The sequence below is a fragment of the Micromonospora zhanjiangensis genome, assembly GCF_042650605.1.
Lineage (GTDB): Bacteria > Actinomycetota > Actinomycetes > Mycobacteriales > Micromonosporaceae > Micromonospora_J > Micromonospora_J zhanjiangensis.
In genome coordinates, this window is the sequence record NZ_JBHSBN010000017.1 from 40,911 (window position 1) to 56,515 (window position 15,605).

The following is a 15,605-nucleotide window of genomic DNA, read 5'->3' on the forward strand; positions in this document are numbered from 1 at the left end:
GGACAGACCTGATTTTTTCTGGATGCTTTCCTGGCCGGGCAACTTTAGCGTCAACGCAACTCCCCGAACTCCTTCCTGATTGCCGCTAATACTGGTCCGCAGGCTTCCTGAATGGAACCCTTCGAATATTTAATCTCAATGATTCCGGCCACATTAGAGAACGGCTCACATGCTTCTTCTCGTAAGAGGAGAGTGCGCCGGAGGCCCAATTTCCCCTGGAAGAGTCCAGTTTCATGGATCACGTTCTGACGCGCGCGTCGAGCTCCGTCTTGCATTTCATCTTCCCCGCTATGCACCAGAAGTGCAAAATTGGCTCGATCGAGCATCTCGGCTATTACCTCGGCGACGTGCCGGCCCGCACGAACATCGGACTCCCAAGAGAAGACGTCGTAATCGTGGTGGTCCTTCAATTGATCTTTAAGAACTCTCCACTCATGGCTGACGCCACCGTGACCAATAAATATCTGCGGCGCCTCCCTGTTTTTGGAAGGTGGCGGCGAGGCCGGAGCAACCTCCCGTAAATCCACAGTGAGCTGGCCATCATCCCCGGTGTCGCCTATGACTATTTCGTACGATAGTGGTTGGCCGGTTCGAATGGTTGGTAGGCCAAGTTCAGCAACAATCGCCGTAATCGCAGCACGGTTTCCGTGGGAAAAGTCTAGTTCTGCCGAGTGGTGAGTGCCGTTTGGGGCAACAATTCGAACTGGAACGTACCTGTTTGACATTCAGGGTACCCCTCCCTCGCCCCTGCTAGCGGAGCAATGCGCCATTAGTGATCACGGGTCGGCGAGAGTATCCCGCCAATAAGCCGAGGCTAAAAACAAAAGAATTCTCGACGAAGACACGCGTTTGCGCTCTATTTATGTGAGTTAAGGCAATGGAATGACGTGAAGCTGTCCCGGAGAGATAAAGCATCGAACGATCGTCAGATGGCCAAAAGTCAAGGTTTGAAATGTCCGAACTATTTGCCCGTGGCGACTTGCTGCGGAGAATTCCACAGACCAGCAGCGGTAATCCGATGTAAACCGAAGAAGCGGTCGGAGCTGAGCGCCCTCGCCTGCATTCTGCGATGAGTGCGTGCGGCGCCATCGCGGGCAGAATCGTTGAGACGGTTACAGCTATTTCGTCTGGATTCGGGCGTTCCGATCCAACTATTTCCTTGATTCGATTCGTGTCTTTTCCGTGCCAAAGGTGGGGCGCCGCCGCAACTCTTCGGGCGATCTCAATCAGCACCTCACCGTTCCGGTGAAGGATCCTTCCCGTTGGACTCTCGGGGCGAAAGTTGCGAATCACACCGCCCGAGTTCCGGCCGGACTCGGCCAAGCGCGGCGTTACCGTGGTTTGTCGAGGAGCCCCATGTGGATCTTCAATCATCCAGTTTCGGAGGATCTCCCCGGCGACGTCCGCCATCACAAATCCTCACGCCGGCCGGAAGTTCCGAATTTTGCCCGTCCCGGAGGACGGCGCGACTTCTAAGACCGCGCCAGCTTTCAGGCGCAACGCTCCGCGGAGTGCTACGTCATAGTTCCTGGTCTTATCCAGGCCGGCGTGCTCTGCGAGGGCGTCTACCAGGACCGTAACCAGTTCGTCGTACTCTGCATTTTGATCAACCTCAACAGAGTAGTGTTTACCGTCGAATACCACGGTAACTGGTACGAATTCGGGCACGTCTCACCTCTCAGCGGGAAACATCACTACTCTAGTGGATCTGAGCTGGGCGCGGTCAACGCCCATCACCGACGATGCCCGTTGGAACCACTGCGGCATGACCGCTTGGGGGATGGGTTCCGGGGTGGCAAAGTTTGGTGGTGCCGGATATCCGACACACCAGATAGGTTGACGTTGGACGATCAGGGCCGGCCGGACGGCAAGCCCCTCTCGTCCGGGTCCGCTTCCGTGAGTTGTGGCGATGACTTCGTCCCAAACCTGGGGCACACTCGTCGGTATGAGGTTCACGGATCGTTGGAACGTCAAGACCATGCGACGGAGAGTCGCACTGGATGATGTACGTAATCGTTTATGGAACGACAGTACTGATCGCGCGAGTTACGACAACGGTGGAGAGAAGTATCAGTCAGCGATCATGGAACAGTATAAGATTTATGTAGAGATGGCCGACCGGGTTGGTGCGCGAAGGGCTACTACGAATACGTTTTTCCTCTTGGTGAACACTGGCATCTTCACGTTGCTCGCGAATCTTCAACGAAGTGCAACTTCGCGTAGCCTGGCCGTCTTGGTCCTTGCGGTCGTGGTGCTAGTTTTGCAGTGCGGTGTATGGTATTGGACTTTGCGCTCTTATCGGCAGCTAAGCTCCGTAAAGTTTCGGGTCATCGGCGCCATCGAAGAGCGGCTCCCCGCAAGCCCGTGGTTGCGGGCAGAGTGGGGGACCATCGGCTCAGGGAAAGACCGGAGAGCGTACTGGCCCGTCATACAACTTGAGCAATTGGTTCCTATGTTTTTTGCGATGGCGTACGTTGCCCTTTTCGTCCTGCTGCTCGTAACCTGATGACTGCGTGTATGTGGTTCGCGTGAGGGTACCTTGGGCAAGTACTACGCCCTGAGTCCAGGGTCAACTGGCTCACTGGGGCGTAAGGCTTACCGGCTCGAAGGTCGATCGTGTCGCCGTGTAGATGAACGGACCGGCGCGGTCGAGGCAGTTGACGATGTCGCGCCACCGGCACATCACCACCTCAAGCTGATTGAAGATGGTGGTGGCGTCGGCCGCCGTGAGCGCGACCAGGCGGGCCCCGTAATCCCGGACGGCGGCGATCTCGCGCGGCCGGACCCGGATGTGTCGGTCGCGGGTGATGATCAGCCATCCCTGCTCGGTCACCTGCGGGATCCAGGCATCATCCGGAGTCGCCACGTCCTTCACCACGCACGGCGGTCTGATCCGTTTGTGCACCTCGCCACCGGGATCGCCGGGATAGGTCACGTCCGGCCGGATCCGGGACAGCAACATGCCGAGGCCACGGATGTCGGCGTCGAAGTAGAAGCGGACGTCCGCGGGTTTCGACCGGGTCACGCCGCGCGGGTGGTGGCGCGGACGGAGAATTCGTAGGCCAGCGCCCAGGACACGTCGCTCACGTCGAGGGCGTACATCTCGGCGATGGTCCGCGTGTCCTCTCCGGCGTCGTGCTGCTCACTGATGACCTCGGTACTGACACCCTTGATCGATGGCTTGCCGAAGCGTACGTCTGGCTGTACCCGTACCGGTGACTCCGGGTTGGCGTCCGGACTGTAGCGGACGGCAACGTTGTCGTCCCATTCGACACGTCGGCAGAACGCGTCGGCCGGTGTGGTGAGCAAAAGTTGGTCACCGGCGACCGTGACCATCCAGAAATCCACTCCCAGGCCGGCGGCAGTCTGCGCATCGAAGACTAGGCTCTTGCCCGAGACGAACGGTCGCCGGTCGGCCAACGGGTAGGGAACGCCAAATGTTTCCCGGAGCAGCTCGATGAATTTGCGCAGCTCCGCCATCGGCACGTTGTGGGTGCGCCGGTACTCACGCAGAAAGCCGGCTTCGACGAACTCGGCCCAAGACACTGTCCGGGTCCCACGGGGCGTGTCGCGAAGGATGGGTTTGTACGTTTTTCGGTGGCCCTGTGAGCCTTCCAGCCAGTAGTGCAGGGTCGACTGGCGGACACGGAGCAGGCGGGCTGCCTCCGCCTCGCTGTACATCTCCCGATCCAACACGCTGGTCATGCGGTCATTCTGGCATCTTGCCGGTCCGCTTTGGTGCCGCCGTGGAAGGGCCACCCCGGTGCGTCGCGTCCGATGGGGGATGGTGATCGCACTCATGATCGTCCTGCCTGCCCTACTCGATGACAGCTGCGAATAGTCACTTACGATCGACGCCTCGCGGATCTCCCGAAGTAGGGCGAGGCAGGCGGCCGGAAAACCGGCACCGAGGAAGTGTAGGGGACAACCTGCGGGGTCCCCGGGACCGGTTGTGCGACATCGTCGGGGAACGCTTCGCCGTCGGCCGCCGCAATACTCGGCCGGCTGTCAGATGGCGGCGAGGTCAGGGAAGCCCTCCAGCCCGGTGTCGATCGGTTGGTTGCTGAGTATGTCGTCAACGGCATCGAGCAGTTCCGCCGTGCCGTGGACGACGTAGACGCCCGGCTTGTCGGCGAAGGCGCGGGCCCATTGGTGACGCATGACCTGGCTGGTCAGGACAACCGGACGGCCGTGTTGCAGAGCCAGCCGAGCCTGGATGCGGGCACCGCTGGTTTCGCCGGCTTCGACGACGACGGTCGCGGCGGCGTAGCCACTCATCACCGCGTTGCGCATCGGGAAGCTCTGCTTGCTGGGCTGAGCGTCTGGCCAGAACTGGCTGATCACGAGGCCGACCTCGGCGATCTGGTCCTGAAGGCCCCGATTCGCCGCCGGGTAGTACCGCTGAATGCCGGTGCCGATGACCGCGACCGTGCGGCCACCGGCGTCAAGTGCGGCGACATGCGCGGCCGTGTCGATGCCTTTGGCCAGCCCGCTGACCACGGTCACGCCCCGGTTCGCCAGGGAGGAGGCGGCAGCGCGCGCGATGCGCAGCCCGTCGTCGGTTGCGTTCCTGCTGCCCACCACAGCGACCGCCCGCTCGTGGCGGCGAAGCTCGCCGCGGGTGAAGAGCAGCGGTGGCATTTCTCTGATGCCGAGCAACTGGGGAGGGTAGCCCTCGTCAAACAAGGCATGTACTTCGATGCCGGCAGCCTGCCAGCCGGCGAATTCCGCCGCTGCCTCACTGACCAGCGCGGTGACGCGATCCGACTGGGGGAACAGGGTGCCCGTCTCACCGACCGTGCGGCCAAGTACCGCGAGCGCGCTGCCCGCCTCTTGGACCTCCAAGGCGATCTCCGGCCACCGGGAACCCGGTTGACGCAGCAGTGCGACCAAGGCTGCCCGCTCTGCCGTCGTCGTCTCCATGTCCGCGAGCACTCTCCGACATTACTCGGTCACGATGGCGAAGTAGTCCGCTTCGACATGCTCCTCGCGGATCTCGCGAAGGGGAGTGAGGCAGCGGTCGGCCAGGTCGGCCGGGGTGCCGTTGCGCTCGGCGAGCCAGGCCGTCCAGTCCGGCAGCAGGCGGACGATCTCGTCGGCGAAGTCCGCCTGGTAGTAGCCGTAAAGATGCGCGGCGACCGACGCGACCCGGTGCGGCGAGCAGGTGTGGTAGAGCCCGACCGGACCGTTGTTCGACCAGGACTCGGCGAGTTCCTGGACCAGTTCCTCGTACTCCGGGTGTTGTGCCGCCTCCGGGCGGTTGGCGGCCCGCCAGTCGGTGAACGCGGCGGCGGCCGCCGCCGCGTCCTTCAGCGGATAGCCGGTCGTGCCCGGAGCGGCCCTGCCCACGACCGCGCGGACCTCGTCGGCCAGTCGCCGGCAGCGGTGGTACTCCATCATCTGCGGCAGCCCGTCGCCGCCGAACCGCATCATTCCCTCGTCGCCGACGGGCAGTAGTTCGGACAGCAGCCAGCCGTCGTCGACCGGCGTCAGGGTCGCCGCGCCGCCGGCCACCTCACCCACGTTGGTCCGCCACCGCGCCAACGCCTCGTCCGGCCCCGCCTGGTAGCCGGCGTCCACAGTGACCACGGTGAACCCGCAGGCGTCGACGTCCCACAGGTACCACCTGGTCGACCCCTCCGCGGTCGCGATCGGCGCGACCACGGCGAACCGGCTGCCGTAGGCGTCGCGCGCCCACAACACCGTCCCGGCCACCGCCGGCCCGTCCGGCAGCGCGGGCAGCACCCGCCCACCGGGCGCCGCGCGCACCCGCGCCACCGCGTCCACGAACCGTTCCATCAACGGGTACGGCGTGAGCCCGCCCAGGCCGACCAGCAGGCGCCACGGTCCCTGCCAGCCAGCGGACTGCGGGCCGTCGTCATCGAGCCCATCGAGGACGGCCTCGGCGGTCACGCCGATGACCGCGTCGAGGAACACTAGCGGGTTGGCGTCCTCGCCCAGCGACCCGCGGTCCAGGTCCAGCATCAGCGGCCCGAACCGTTCACACAGGGCGTCTTCGAGGTCGGTGCCGGTCCTGGTCGTGGCCAGCTCGACGAGTTCCGGGAGGAGCGCCTGCGCGGCCTTGGTGGCGACGGACTGCCGCGATGCGTCCAGTCGGCGCCGTTCGGCGAACATGTCGCCGAACGGTTCACCGCCCTGGCCTGGGGTCAGGCGCCGTCCTCCGGTGCGCTGGACGGGCTTGCTGGAACGCTTCTTCTTACGCTTACGGGAGACTGGCACCGGGGTAGCTTAGGCAATGAGTCGCCGGATTCTCGGGACCGGTTGTGCGACCTCGATACCGGCGTGTCCCGCCTCGGCCGCCCCGGTGCTCGGGGCGTCAGCGCTGAGCTGCGGGCTGTTGCCCGGCCGGGGCGAGGACTTCGCTGCCGGACCAGTCGACGTACTCCTCGGCGAGGGAGTGGTACGGCTCGTCGTCCTCGTCGAGCGTGGTGTACGCCGCGTAGTAACGGCCGAAGCCGTAGCCACCGGAGGCGAGCGTGGCCAGCGCCCAGGGGAGCAGCCCGGGAGTGAGTCGCTTCGGGTCCCGCCGGTCGACGGTCACCTGGACGACGCCGAGCAGGTCGTACCCCTGGTCGAAGGTGCCGGCGTCGGTCACCCGGCACAGCGAGAACGCGTGCCGCTCCGGCTCCGGCTCCTGATAGCGAAAGTGCCCCTCGTTCACCATGTGTCTGTCCCTCCAATGAGGCGTGTCGTGGATGGATTGAACAATTTGTGTTGTGAGCTTGATATCAAGCGTGGCGCTCCGCATACTGGCTGTCAATAGTGAATGTGCTCGAAGGAGGCGGCATGGCAACCGCACCATCAGGACCGTCCACGTCGCGGGAGACGCTGTCGCAACTGGCGTCCTCGCCTGTCGTGCAGGCGTGGGAGCTGGGCATGAGACTGCGCCAGCGCCGCGAGGAAATCGGCTACACCGCGGCTGCGGCCGGTCGCGCCATCGGCATCATCCAGGCGTACGTCTCCGGCGTGGAGGCAGGCCGGGTCAAGCTGCCTGCCCGCCGGCTGGAACAGATCGTCAAGACCTACGAACTGGAGCCGGACGAGGCGGCCGAGCTGGAGGAGTTGCGCCTCGGCGCGACCCGACGCGGCTGGTGGCACGAGTACGCCCAGCTCTTCCCGGCCGAGTTCCTCCGCTTCCTCGGGTACGAGGCCGGCGCCGATCACATCCGCAGTTTCCACCCGGAGGCGATCCACGGTCTTTTGCAAACCGAGGAGTACGCCCGAGCGGTGATCCGGGGAGGCACCACCACCATCCGGCTTACCGAGGTCGACAGGCGGGTTGCGGTCCGACTGGCACGGCAGGCCCGGCTGGGTGGTGACAATCCGATCAAGGTCAGCACTGTGCTCGGCGAGGGTGCCCTACGCCAGCAGGTCGGAGGACCGGCGGTGATGAGGGACCAGCTCGGCCACCTCCTTCGGCTGGCCAGCGATCAGCCGGAACAGGTCGAGATCCGAGTGCTGCCGTTCAGCGTCGGGGCACATCCCGCGTTCGGCGGACCGTTCGAGATCCTCTCGTTTCCGTCACCACGGCTGCCAGATCTGGTCTGGCAGGAGATCCTGACCTCCATTGACATCATCGACCAATCGATCCGGGTGACGGACTACGTGGTGACCTTCGCCGAGACACGGGAGCTGGCGTTAAGCTCGGAGGACTCGCTCGACCTGATCCGCCGGATCGCCAAGGAGATGACGTGACCACCCTGCACACCACCGATCGCGGCTGGTTCAAGTCTTCCCGCAGCTCCAGCAACGCCAACTGCGTCGAGGTGCGGCTCGCTGGCGGCGAGGTGGGCGTACGGGATTCCAAGGACTGTGGTGGTCCGACGCTTGCCTTCGCCGATACCGCCTGGACCAGCTTTCTGAGCACGATCAAGTCTGCCCCGATCTCATCGCGCTGATCGGCCCAGCCTTTCTTGGAGCCCGCACTGCCTTGTTGCATGCGGGCTCCAAGAGCGCTGACGTTCACGGACTCGCTCACCGAGGCTGCCCAGGAACTCCACGACCGCTGGACAGGAACGCGACAAGGGCTTGATGTCGATATCTCTCAATGAATAGCGTGAGTGCGTGGTGCTGAGAGATATCCGGAGCCGGTAGTGCGACTGCTGGCGATTGATGCGACCGTGGAAGTTCCACCCACGCTGATCGCCGAAACGCTCGACCGTGACGGCGTTGTCCTGATACGTCAGGGCAGCCTGACCAAACTGACCGAACTACTCGACCCGTGGGTGGCGCCTGCGGATCATCCGCATCAGGTGACCACCGGGCTGACCATCATCACACCCCGATCAAGCTGGGCCGGGCGACCCAACGAGGTTGGATTCACACAATCGCCGTTGGCGCCGCACACCGATCGCAGCCTTGACGAACGCCCACCGAGCCTTGTCGCGGGTCTGATGCTCAGTCCGGCCCGCGCAGGCGGGGTGACGATTCTGGCTGACGGCGCTCGGGTCTTGTCCGACATGCTGCGCAGCGATGGAATCGCCGCGGTCACCCGATTACGTCTGCGGCTGGCGGACGGACGGCCCGGGCCACCGGTGGTCGCGGAGCGCCATGGACTGACCCAAGTGCGGTATCGGGATGATCAGGTGGCCGGTCCGAACGTGGCAGGCGAGGCGGAAGGCCTCGTTTCTGATCTCCGACGCCTGATCGCTGCCGTCAGTCGTTCTGTCGACCTCGCAGCCGGCGACGGGTATCTGGCGCACAACCATCGATTTCTGCACGGCCGGACCGGATTCGTCGGCGACCGTCGCTTCGCGCGGCTGCTCGGCAATATCAGAACCGGTCATCCCTATTCATTTCTCAACCAAGGATTTCGGGATGCGGAGGAGTAGGAGCAGACAAGCTGGCGGCACCCCACCCGCCTCGCTGGTCGGGGAGCTGTCCCGGCTCCCAGCCTCAACCGATCCGGTGTATCCCCAGGCGATCCGGCAGATCGTCGAGGCCCACCCCGATCCCGAAACGGCACTGCGCGCAGTCCTCGGCAATCGTGCAGCGGATTCCCGGACACGGTTCGCCGCTCTCTACGGGCTGCTGCTGCGGCTGCGCCGGGAGGAACGCCATGCCGAGTACACCGCGACGGTCCGGCAGTACGAAGACGAGTTCGGCGCGGAGCCGTACTATCACACGTTCTATGCGATCACGGCACGTGCCAGGGGTGACCTCGCCGCACTGCGCAGTTCCGTGGAGCATTCGAGGCACGCCGTGGCCGCCATGCCGAACGTCGCGGGAGTCGTCCACCAACTCGCGGCGTTCGAGGTCGAGTACCTGGAGCGGCTGGACGGACAGTTGCCGGAACGTGAGCTCGACGATGCCGAGCGCTGCGCCGACCAGGCAATCGTGCTGTCGCAGGGGCGAATAGCGCACTACCACGAGACCAAGGGCCGGCTTCTGGCCCTCCGTGGTGAGTTTGACCCTGCCCGCGCGTCGCTCGCGCACGCGATCGAGATGGAGCCGCGGACCTCGCGTGACTACCTACGACGCCTGACGCAATATCAATCCACTCGCGTTCGCATCGACCTGATGCAGGAGCGCACCCGCTGGGAACGCGCGCACCAGCATTTCCGGACCGAGCTTGCCGAGTTCAAGGCGCAGCAACTTCAGCTCCTCGGGTTGCTGGCCGCCGTCGTGGCGTTCATCGCCACCGCCGGAAATATTGCGAGCCAGAGCAATGGAGCCGACGGCATCCGGCTGCTGTTGGTGGCGTCCGGCGCGATCGGCATCGTCTTCGGTACATTCTCCCTTGTCAACAACAGCAGGATTCGTCGGGTGGCTGCCACGATCGTCTTGGGCTGCGCCCTGATAGGAGCCGGAATGTTCGTGCCTACCTCTTGGATGCCATGATGAGATCGGATCGGCCATGAAGGTCTTGGACATGCTGACCACGGCTGGTGGCGTGGGAGCCAACGAGGACCGTGTCGGTTGTCGAGGCCCGCTGGCCTGGGTGATCGACGGTGCCACCGACTTGTACGAGGAGGCGGCACTTCCCGCCGACAGCGACGTGCTGTGGCTCGTCGACACCCTCGCGCGGCACCTGGATAGCGCCGGGACAAGGGGCTATCGGGGATCCGCAACCGAACTGCTGACGGAGATCTCGGAAATCGTGGCCCGGGAGCAGTCGGCATTGGGCTTTCCCGTGGACAGGGTTCCGCCGGCCTGCTCCGTGGCGCTGCTTGTCGATCGGGGCTCCCGCTACGACGTCACCCGGATCGGGGACGCTACCGCCGTCATTGTTGGCCGGGTGCCTGGCCTTCTTGCCACCGGTTACTTCGACCGTCGGGAGGCTGCGGCGGTGGGCACGGGTGAGGTCGACCAGCGACGGATCAGGTCCGCGATGCAGGAGCGGCGGCTGCACACGATGACGTCAGGAGATGTCGAGTCGGTCTTCTCCGGGCACCAGAAACGGAAGCTTCGTCCGCATTGCCTGGTGGGGGACTGGTCTGACGTCGACGACATCCTGTTGTGTACGGACGGCTTCGCCCGGCTGGTCACCGACTACGGGATATATCAGAGCTGGTCGGATGTGGTCTCCGATGGCCGAGCGCACGGGCTCTCGTATCTGGAGAAGCTGATCCGTGGCGTCGAGGCCGGTGCGGAGGGCCACAGCGGTCGATTCAAGCGATCCGACGATGTCGCCGCGCTGCTGCTGACTCCAGCCTGACGGAAGTCGTCCCAGATGAAAGGCATACCACGTGACAGAGCGGCCGCCCTACCTGGTGGAACGAGGCCCTGGTTATCTGGAGTACCAACTGCCGATCTCGGTGAAGCTGGTGGTGGATTACCACGGGCGTGTTCCGTTGCTCAGGAACGAACGCGACGAGTGGGAACTGCCCGGCGGCAAGCTGGAACCGGGCGAGACACCCGAGCACGGCGTGTGCCGGGAGGTGGCGGAGGAGATCGGCCTGACCGTTGCCGATGTCGATATCATCGACACCTGGGTCTACGAGATAACGCCGGTCCGGCACGTCTTCATCGTGAGCTACGGCGCGCGCTACACCGGTAACGAGCAGCTCGTGTACTCCGCCGAACACAAGGAGCTGGGTGTCTTCGGATACGAGGAGATTCCCAAGCTGCGCATGCCGGAGCCATACAAACGGACCATCGCCCGCTGGCGGCACCGGGCCGATCTGACCACGACATGATGCCGTCGTCAGAACAGGGTGTCGGGTCGCTGGAACAGCCTCCATCCCAGGCCGGGCTCCCATCGTGGCGGTCGCGATGGGCCTACGCCGAGGGGCGTGCGGCCTTCCTGGTGGCGGTCGGTTCTGGCCCGCCCGGCATGCTGGCCGCGCTGACCTTCCAGACCTGACCGAGTCCCTCGGGCAGCTCAGTGCCGACGAGCGGGAAACCCCTCCACAAGCTGCTGCGCAAGGCGGCCGGACTGCTCTGAGCTTCGCGTTCAGCGACGTTTTCGTTGACAACATCACTCGTGTATCCATACGCTTAACATGTTGGTTAAGTGAAGGAGGCCTCGGATGGCTGGCACCGACCAGCTCAGCGTGGTGTTCTCGGCGCTGGCCGACCCGACCCGCCGGGCGATCCTCGTCGAGCTGGCCGAACGCGACGCGACGGTCACCGAGCTCACCGCTCCTCTCACCATTTCGATGCCGGCGGTGTCACGGCACCTGAAGGTGCTTGAACGCGCCGCGCTCATCTCGCGGTCCCGGTCGGGCAAGTGGCGGGCGAGCCACCTGGAGGCCGCCCCGCTGCGCGAGGCGTCCGACTGGATCGAGCGCTACCGGCGGTTCTGGGACTCGTCCCTGACCCGCCTCGATGCCCACCTTGCCGCGGTGCAGGCCGCCGAACGGACAACGGATCGGGCGGCCGACAACCCCAAGGAGACCGATTGAACAGCGACATTCCGCAGCTCGCCATCTCGCGCGTGTTCGATGCGCCGCGGGAACTCGTCTACCGGGCCTTCACCGACCCCGACCACCTGGCGGCGTGGTGGGGCCCGATCGGCAACTCAGTGCCGCGCGATGAGATCGAGTTCGACGTGCGCCCCGGTGGCTTCCAACGGTGGACCGAGGTCAACGCGGCCGTACCCGGCCTTCGCGTGCGCATCCACATCGATCTCACCGACGTCGCCGACGATGAGCTGCTCGAAGGCGTCGCTGGACGCCGCGCTGATGAAGGCCCAGGCTGTCGCAGATGATCATCGAGAGGTAGTGGCATGGCCAAGCTGATCTACGTGAACAACATGTCGCTCGACGGCTACATCGAGGACGAACGCGGCGTGTTCGCCTGGTCGCCGATGGACGACGAGTTGTTCGTGTGCTACACCGACCTCCTGCGGTCCGTGGGCACGTTCCTCTACGGGCGGCGTCTGTACGAGTCGATGGCCGTCTGGGAGACCGACCCCGCTCTGGCCGCCCAGTCCGAACTCATGGCCGACTTCGCGAGCGTCTGGCAGGCGGCGAACAAGGTCGTCTACTCCAGCACCCTCACCGCCACGTCAACTGCCGACACCCGACTCGAACGCCGTTTCGATCCCACCGCGGTACGCGAACTGAAGGCCACCGCCGGCAGCGATCTCACCGTCGGAGGTGCCGACCTCGCGGCGCAGGCTTTCGCGGCCGGGCTGGTCGACGAGTGTCAGCTGTTCGTCTGGCCCGTGACCGTCGGCGGGGGCAAGCCGGGGTTGCCGACCGGCATGCGCACCGACCTCGAACTCCTCGACGAGCGTCGCTTCCGAAACGGTGTCGTACTTCTCCGCTATGGCGTTCTCGGACGGTGACCGACACCCCTGTCCGCCTCCCGGCGTCACCCGCCCGGCAGCTGTCGCTGCCGGGCGGGTTCATTTGACATCAAGCGCCCTTCAGGTTGCCTGCTGTTCGCATGGATCATGAGGAGTGGATCGAGCGGTACGCCACCGCGTGGCGTGACAAGGGCCCGGTCGCACGCGCGCGATAGACACCGACACATCGAAATTTTAGGATTAAGCGGAGGTCGACCCGCTCGCGCACGAACACGACCTGCTGCGCGAACGGTGCCTGCTGTTCGTCGCCTGCACCCGCGCCAGGGACTCGCTCTACCTCTCGTACATCGGCCGCCCGAGCCCGTTCCTGCCGCGATGAGTGAGTGAGGGGACAACACAGTTACCCGAAACGCGAGCTCCGCGTGACCAGGGCGTCGAATCCCGCCGTGCGGTTCTTCCCAAAGGCGGAAGAGTATGGGCAAAATTCATGCCGATGATCAGCGGTCGTGTTCGGGGGTGCGGTGGTTGTGCGGGTTCTGGCCGGGCGGTACGAGCTGGTGCGGGTTGTCGGCCGGGGCGGCATGGGGGAGGTGTGGGAGGGTCGGGACAGGGTGATCGGGCGACGGGTGGCGATCAAGCTGCTCCCGCACGACAGGCGCGACGTCGCTGGCGCCGAGTTGTTCCAGCGAGAGGCCCGCACCGCTGGGGCGCTGAGTCATCCGGGTGTGGTGACCGTGCACGACTTCGGTCAGGACGGTGACGACGGGTCGCTCTTCCTGGTCATGGAGTTCCTCGTGGGGCGGGACCTGAGGACGGTGCTGGACGAGGACGGGCCGCCGCCGGTGCCGACCGCGGTCGACTGGGCGGCGCAGACGGCGGCCGCGTTGGCCCGGGCGCACGAGGTGGACGTGGTGCACCGGGACCTGAAGCCGGCGAACCTGATGCTCACCCCGGACGGCCAGGTCAAGATTCTTGACTTCGGCATCGCCCGGTTCATGGAGTCGCTGCCGTCGAGCAAGGTGATGGGAACGTTTCCCTACATGCCGCCGGAGCGGTTCGACGGGCATCCCGGCAACGCCCGGTCCGACCTCTACGCGCTCGGCTGCGTCCTGCACGAACTCCTCACCGGGCGGAAACCGTTTGATGCCACCAGTCCGGCGTCGATGATGAGTGCGCACCTGACCAGGACCCCCGTACCGCCGGGTCGGCTCCGGCCCGAGGTGCCGGCCGCCTTGGACGACCTGGTCATGGAGTTGCTCGCCAAGGCTCCGGAGGACAGGCCGGCCTCCGCGGCCGAGGTCCGCGACCGTCTCCGTGGCCTCCCGGCCGCGGCGGCGACGTCCCGCCCGGTCATTGCGGACGCGGCGGCGCGCACCACCGCCCCGGCGACCCTCGTCGACCCCGGGAACGCCGAAACCGTCGGACCCGAATCACCTCCGGCGACGCTGAACATGACCCGACCGGAGACGCCCGCCACGCTCGTCGAGCCGCCGGAACCGACCCCGGAAACCCGGTCGGGCACGCGCTTGCTCACCCGACGGAGGGCACTGTGGCTCGGCGTCGCCGCCGCCGCGGCCGGGGCGGGCATCAAGGGTGGATACGCCCTGTACGGTCTCGGCGGGCGTGACGACCCGGCGGGTTCCGGGCGTCCGTGGTTCACGGCCGGAGGGTGCCCGCTCTCGCGTCTGGTGGTGGACGGCGAAGTGGCGTATGTCAGTGGCAAAGACGCCCAGCACTCCACCGTGTACGCGCTGAACCGGCTCAGCGGGGCGAAGAAGTGGTCCCATCGGATCGACGGCGCGGGCTACGGAGACACGGACCGTAAGAATGTCACCGTCCCGTATCCGCTGGTGGTCGGCGGAGCGGTGTACGTCTGGGGTCTGGACGGGCACATGTACGTCCTGGATGCCGCCACCGGTGCGAAGAGGTGGGAGTACACCGTGGGCGGCGTCGAGCTGCTGACGGTGTCCGGCGGGCTGGTGTACGTGTATGTCCACCACGAGAACGCCATCCATGCCCTCGACGCGGCGACCGGGGCCGAGAAGTGGGTGGCGCGGGCCGTCGGTGGCATCGATGCCCACGCGATGGTGGACGAGGTGGTGTACGCCTACATCGACAACCAGGGCAATCTGCGGGCCCTCGACCTGGCGACCGGGCGAAAGAAGTGGGACCTGACCGGCAGCTACGCCACGCAGCTCTGGACGGCGGGCGGGATGCTGTACGTCAGCCGCGAGGAGGATGTGCAGGCGCTGGACCCGGCGACCGGCGCGCCGCGATGGACGTCTCCGGTCGACGTGGACTCCAAGGCGGAAGGGGCGGTGGCGGACGGAGCCGCGTATTTCTTCTGCTTCTTCAAGGGTGACGAGTACTCGGGTGAGGCGGTGCACGCGCTGGACGGTGCCACCGGGAAGCGGAGGTGGTCCGCGCAGCCGGCGAGCCTGAGTAGTGCGCGCCTGCAGGTCGCTGACGGGACGGTGTACGTGCACGGGACCAGAACCACCTATGCGCTCAACGCGGCCACGGGGAGAACCAAGTGGTCGATCAACAGACCACTTGATGGCGGTCTCGAACTGGCGGTGGCCGACAAACTGGTGTATGTCAACGGGTCCTCCGACGACCAGACCGTGCATGCGCTGGACGCGGCCACCGGCAGGACGAGGTGGACCTCCTCCGTCAACGGCCAGCTCCTGCTGATCACGAATGAAAGGCTGTACGTCGCCAGCGACAACAATGACGCCATCTACGCGCTCGACGCGGCCACCGGGGCAGGCTGACCCGTGGAACGGCCGAGGCGTCCGGCGGCGCCGGTCCCGTCCGATGGTCCGCGGCGGGGCGGGTCGTCGCGTCGGTGGGGTGGGTCGGGTCTGACAGGCGACGCGGTTCGACGATA

At 65.4% G+C, this 15,605-nt stretch carries 18 protein-coding genes; 11 read left to right on the plus strand and 7 right to left on the minus strand.

Annotation, left to right across the window (positions count from 1 at the left end):
- Nucleotides 1-50: 50 nt before the first annotated feature.
- The gene (locus ACFOX0_RS22225) at nt 51-725 is read right to left on the minus strand and encodes a TIR domain-containing protein (RefSeq protein ID WP_377549193.1); all 675 of its coding nucleotides are present in this window, start codon (nt 723-725) and stop codon (nt 51-53) included.
- A gap of 694 nt (nt 726-1,419) precedes the next feature.
- Nucleotides 1,420-1,668 (minus strand): hypothetical protein, encoded by a 249-nt coding sequence (locus ACFOX0_RS22230; protein ID WP_377549196.1) that lies wholly within the window; start codon nt 1,666-1,668, stop codon nt 1,420-1,422.
- Nucleotides 1,669-1,945: 277 nt separating this feature from the next.
- Between ACFOX0_RS22230 and ACFOX0_RS22235 the strand changes: the two genes are divergently transcribed.
- A complete protein-coding gene (locus tag ACFOX0_RS22235) occupies nt 1,946-2,506 on the plus strand; it encodes a RipA family octameric membrane protein (RefSeq protein ID WP_377549199.1) in 561 nt (186 codons plus the stop codon).
- A gap of 72 nt (nt 2,507-2,578) precedes the next feature.
- On the opposite strand, the gene ACFOX0_RS22240 is transcribed toward ACFOX0_RS22235, so the two are convergent.
- The 5 genes from ACFOX0_RS22240 to ACFOX0_RS22260 all read right to left on the minus strand — a co-directional run bounded on the left by ACFOX0_RS22240 (nt 2,579) and on the right by ACFOX0_RS22260 (nt 6,685).
- Complete coding sequence (locus tag ACFOX0_RS22240; protein WP_377549201.1) at nt 2,579-3,025, minus strand: PIN-like domain-containing protein; 447 nt, start codon at nt 3,023-3,025, stop codon at nt 2,579-2,581.
- Nucleotides 3,022-3,705, minus strand: coding sequence for a DUF433 domain-containing protein (locus tag ACFOX0_RS22245; RefSeq protein WP_377549204.1), 684 nt, complete (start codon nt 3,703-3,705; stop codon nt 3,022-3,024). The genes ACFOX0_RS22240 and ACFOX0_RS22245 overlap by 4 nt, the downstream gene beginning before the upstream one ends.
- A 303-nt stretch (nt 3,706-4,008) precedes the next feature.
- Nucleotides 4,009-4,935, minus strand: a complete 927-nt coding sequence (locus ACFOX0_RS22250) for a DNA-processing protein DprA (RefSeq protein WP_377549206.1) — start codon at nt 4,933-4,935, stop codon at nt 4,009-4,011.
- Nucleotides 4,936-4,944: 9 nt separating this feature from the next.
- Entirely contained in the window at nt 4,945-6,240 is a 1,296-nt protein-coding gene (locus ACFOX0_RS22255) for a hypothetical protein (RefSeq protein WP_377549208.1), read from the minus strand.
- A 97-nt stretch (nt 6,241-6,337) separates the two neighbouring features.
- Complete coding sequence (locus tag ACFOX0_RS22260) at nt 6,338-6,685, minus strand: hypothetical protein (protein WP_377549210.1); 348 nt, start codon at nt 6,683-6,685, stop codon at nt 6,338-6,340.
- A gap of 98 nt (nt 6,686-6,783) precedes the next feature.
- Between ACFOX0_RS22260 and ACFOX0_RS22265 the strand changes: the two genes are divergently transcribed.
- The 10 genes from ACFOX0_RS22265 to ACFOX0_RS22310 all read left to right on the plus strand — a co-directional run bounded on the left by ACFOX0_RS22265 (nt 6,784) and on the right by ACFOX0_RS22310 (nt 15,489).
- On the plus strand, nt 6,784-7,716 hold the full coding sequence (locus ACFOX0_RS22265; RefSeq protein ID WP_377549212.1) for a helix-turn-helix domain-containing protein: 933 nt from the start codon (nt 6,784-6,786) through the stop codon (nt 7,714-7,716).
- Nucleotides 7,713-7,919, plus strand: coding sequence for a DUF397 domain-containing protein (locus tag ACFOX0_RS22270; protein ID WP_377549215.1), 207 nt, complete (start codon nt 7,713-7,715; stop codon nt 7,917-7,919). Before ACFOX0_RS22265 ends, ACFOX0_RS22270 begins: the two co-directional genes overlap by 4 nt.
- Nucleotides 7,920-8,114: 195 nt before the next feature.
- Nucleotides 8,115-8,852 carry a TauD/TfdA family dioxygenase gene (locus ACFOX0_RS22275; protein ID WP_377549217.1) on the plus strand — a complete coding sequence of 246 codons (738 nt, stop codon included), beginning with the start codon at nt 8,115-8,117 and terminating at the stop codon, nt 8,850-8,852.
- A gap of 76 nt (nt 8,853-8,928) precedes the next feature.
- Complete coding sequence (locus ACFOX0_RS22280) at nt 8,929-9,861, plus strand: hypothetical protein (RefSeq protein WP_377549219.1); 933 nt, start codon at nt 8,929-8,931, stop codon at nt 9,859-9,861.
- Nucleotides 9,862-9,877: 16 nt separating this feature from the next.
- Nucleotides 9,878-10,678 carry a protein phosphatase 2C domain-containing protein gene (locus tag ACFOX0_RS22285; RefSeq protein ID WP_377549221.1) on the plus strand — a complete coding sequence of 267 codons (801 nt, stop codon included), beginning with the start codon at nt 9,878-9,880 and terminating at the stop codon, nt 10,676-10,678.
- 31 nt (nt 10,679-10,709) lie between these two features.
- Nucleotides 10,710-11,159, plus strand: coding sequence for an NUDIX hydrolase (locus tag ACFOX0_RS22290; protein ID WP_377549223.1), 450 nt, complete (start codon nt 10,710-10,712; stop codon nt 11,157-11,159).
- A 333-nt stretch (nt 11,160-11,492) separates the two neighbouring features.
- Nucleotides 11,493-11,867 carry an ArsR/SmtB family transcription factor gene (locus ACFOX0_RS22295; RefSeq protein ID WP_377549225.1) on the plus strand — a complete coding sequence of 125 codons (375 nt, stop codon included), beginning with the start codon at nt 11,493-11,495 and terminating at the stop codon, nt 11,865-11,867.
- On the plus strand, nt 11,864-12,172 hold the full coding sequence (locus ACFOX0_RS22300) for an SRPBCC domain-containing protein (RefSeq protein ID WP_377549227.1): 309 nt from the start codon (nt 11,864-11,866) through the stop codon (nt 12,170-12,172). Before ACFOX0_RS22295 ends, ACFOX0_RS22300 begins: the two co-directional genes overlap by 4 nt.
- An 18-nt stretch (nt 12,173-12,190) precedes the next feature.
- Entirely contained in the window at nt 12,191-12,754 is a 564-nt protein-coding gene (locus ACFOX0_RS22305; RefSeq protein WP_377549230.1) for a dihydrofolate reductase family protein, read from the plus strand.
- A gap of 482 nt (nt 12,755-13,236) precedes the next feature.
- The gene (locus ACFOX0_RS22310; RefSeq protein ID WP_377549232.1) at nt 13,237-15,489 is read left to right on the plus strand and encodes a protein kinase domain-containing protein; all 2,253 of its coding nucleotides are present in this window, start codon (nt 13,237-13,239) and stop codon (nt 15,487-15,489) included.
- Nucleotides 15,490-15,605 lie beyond the last annotated feature (116 nt).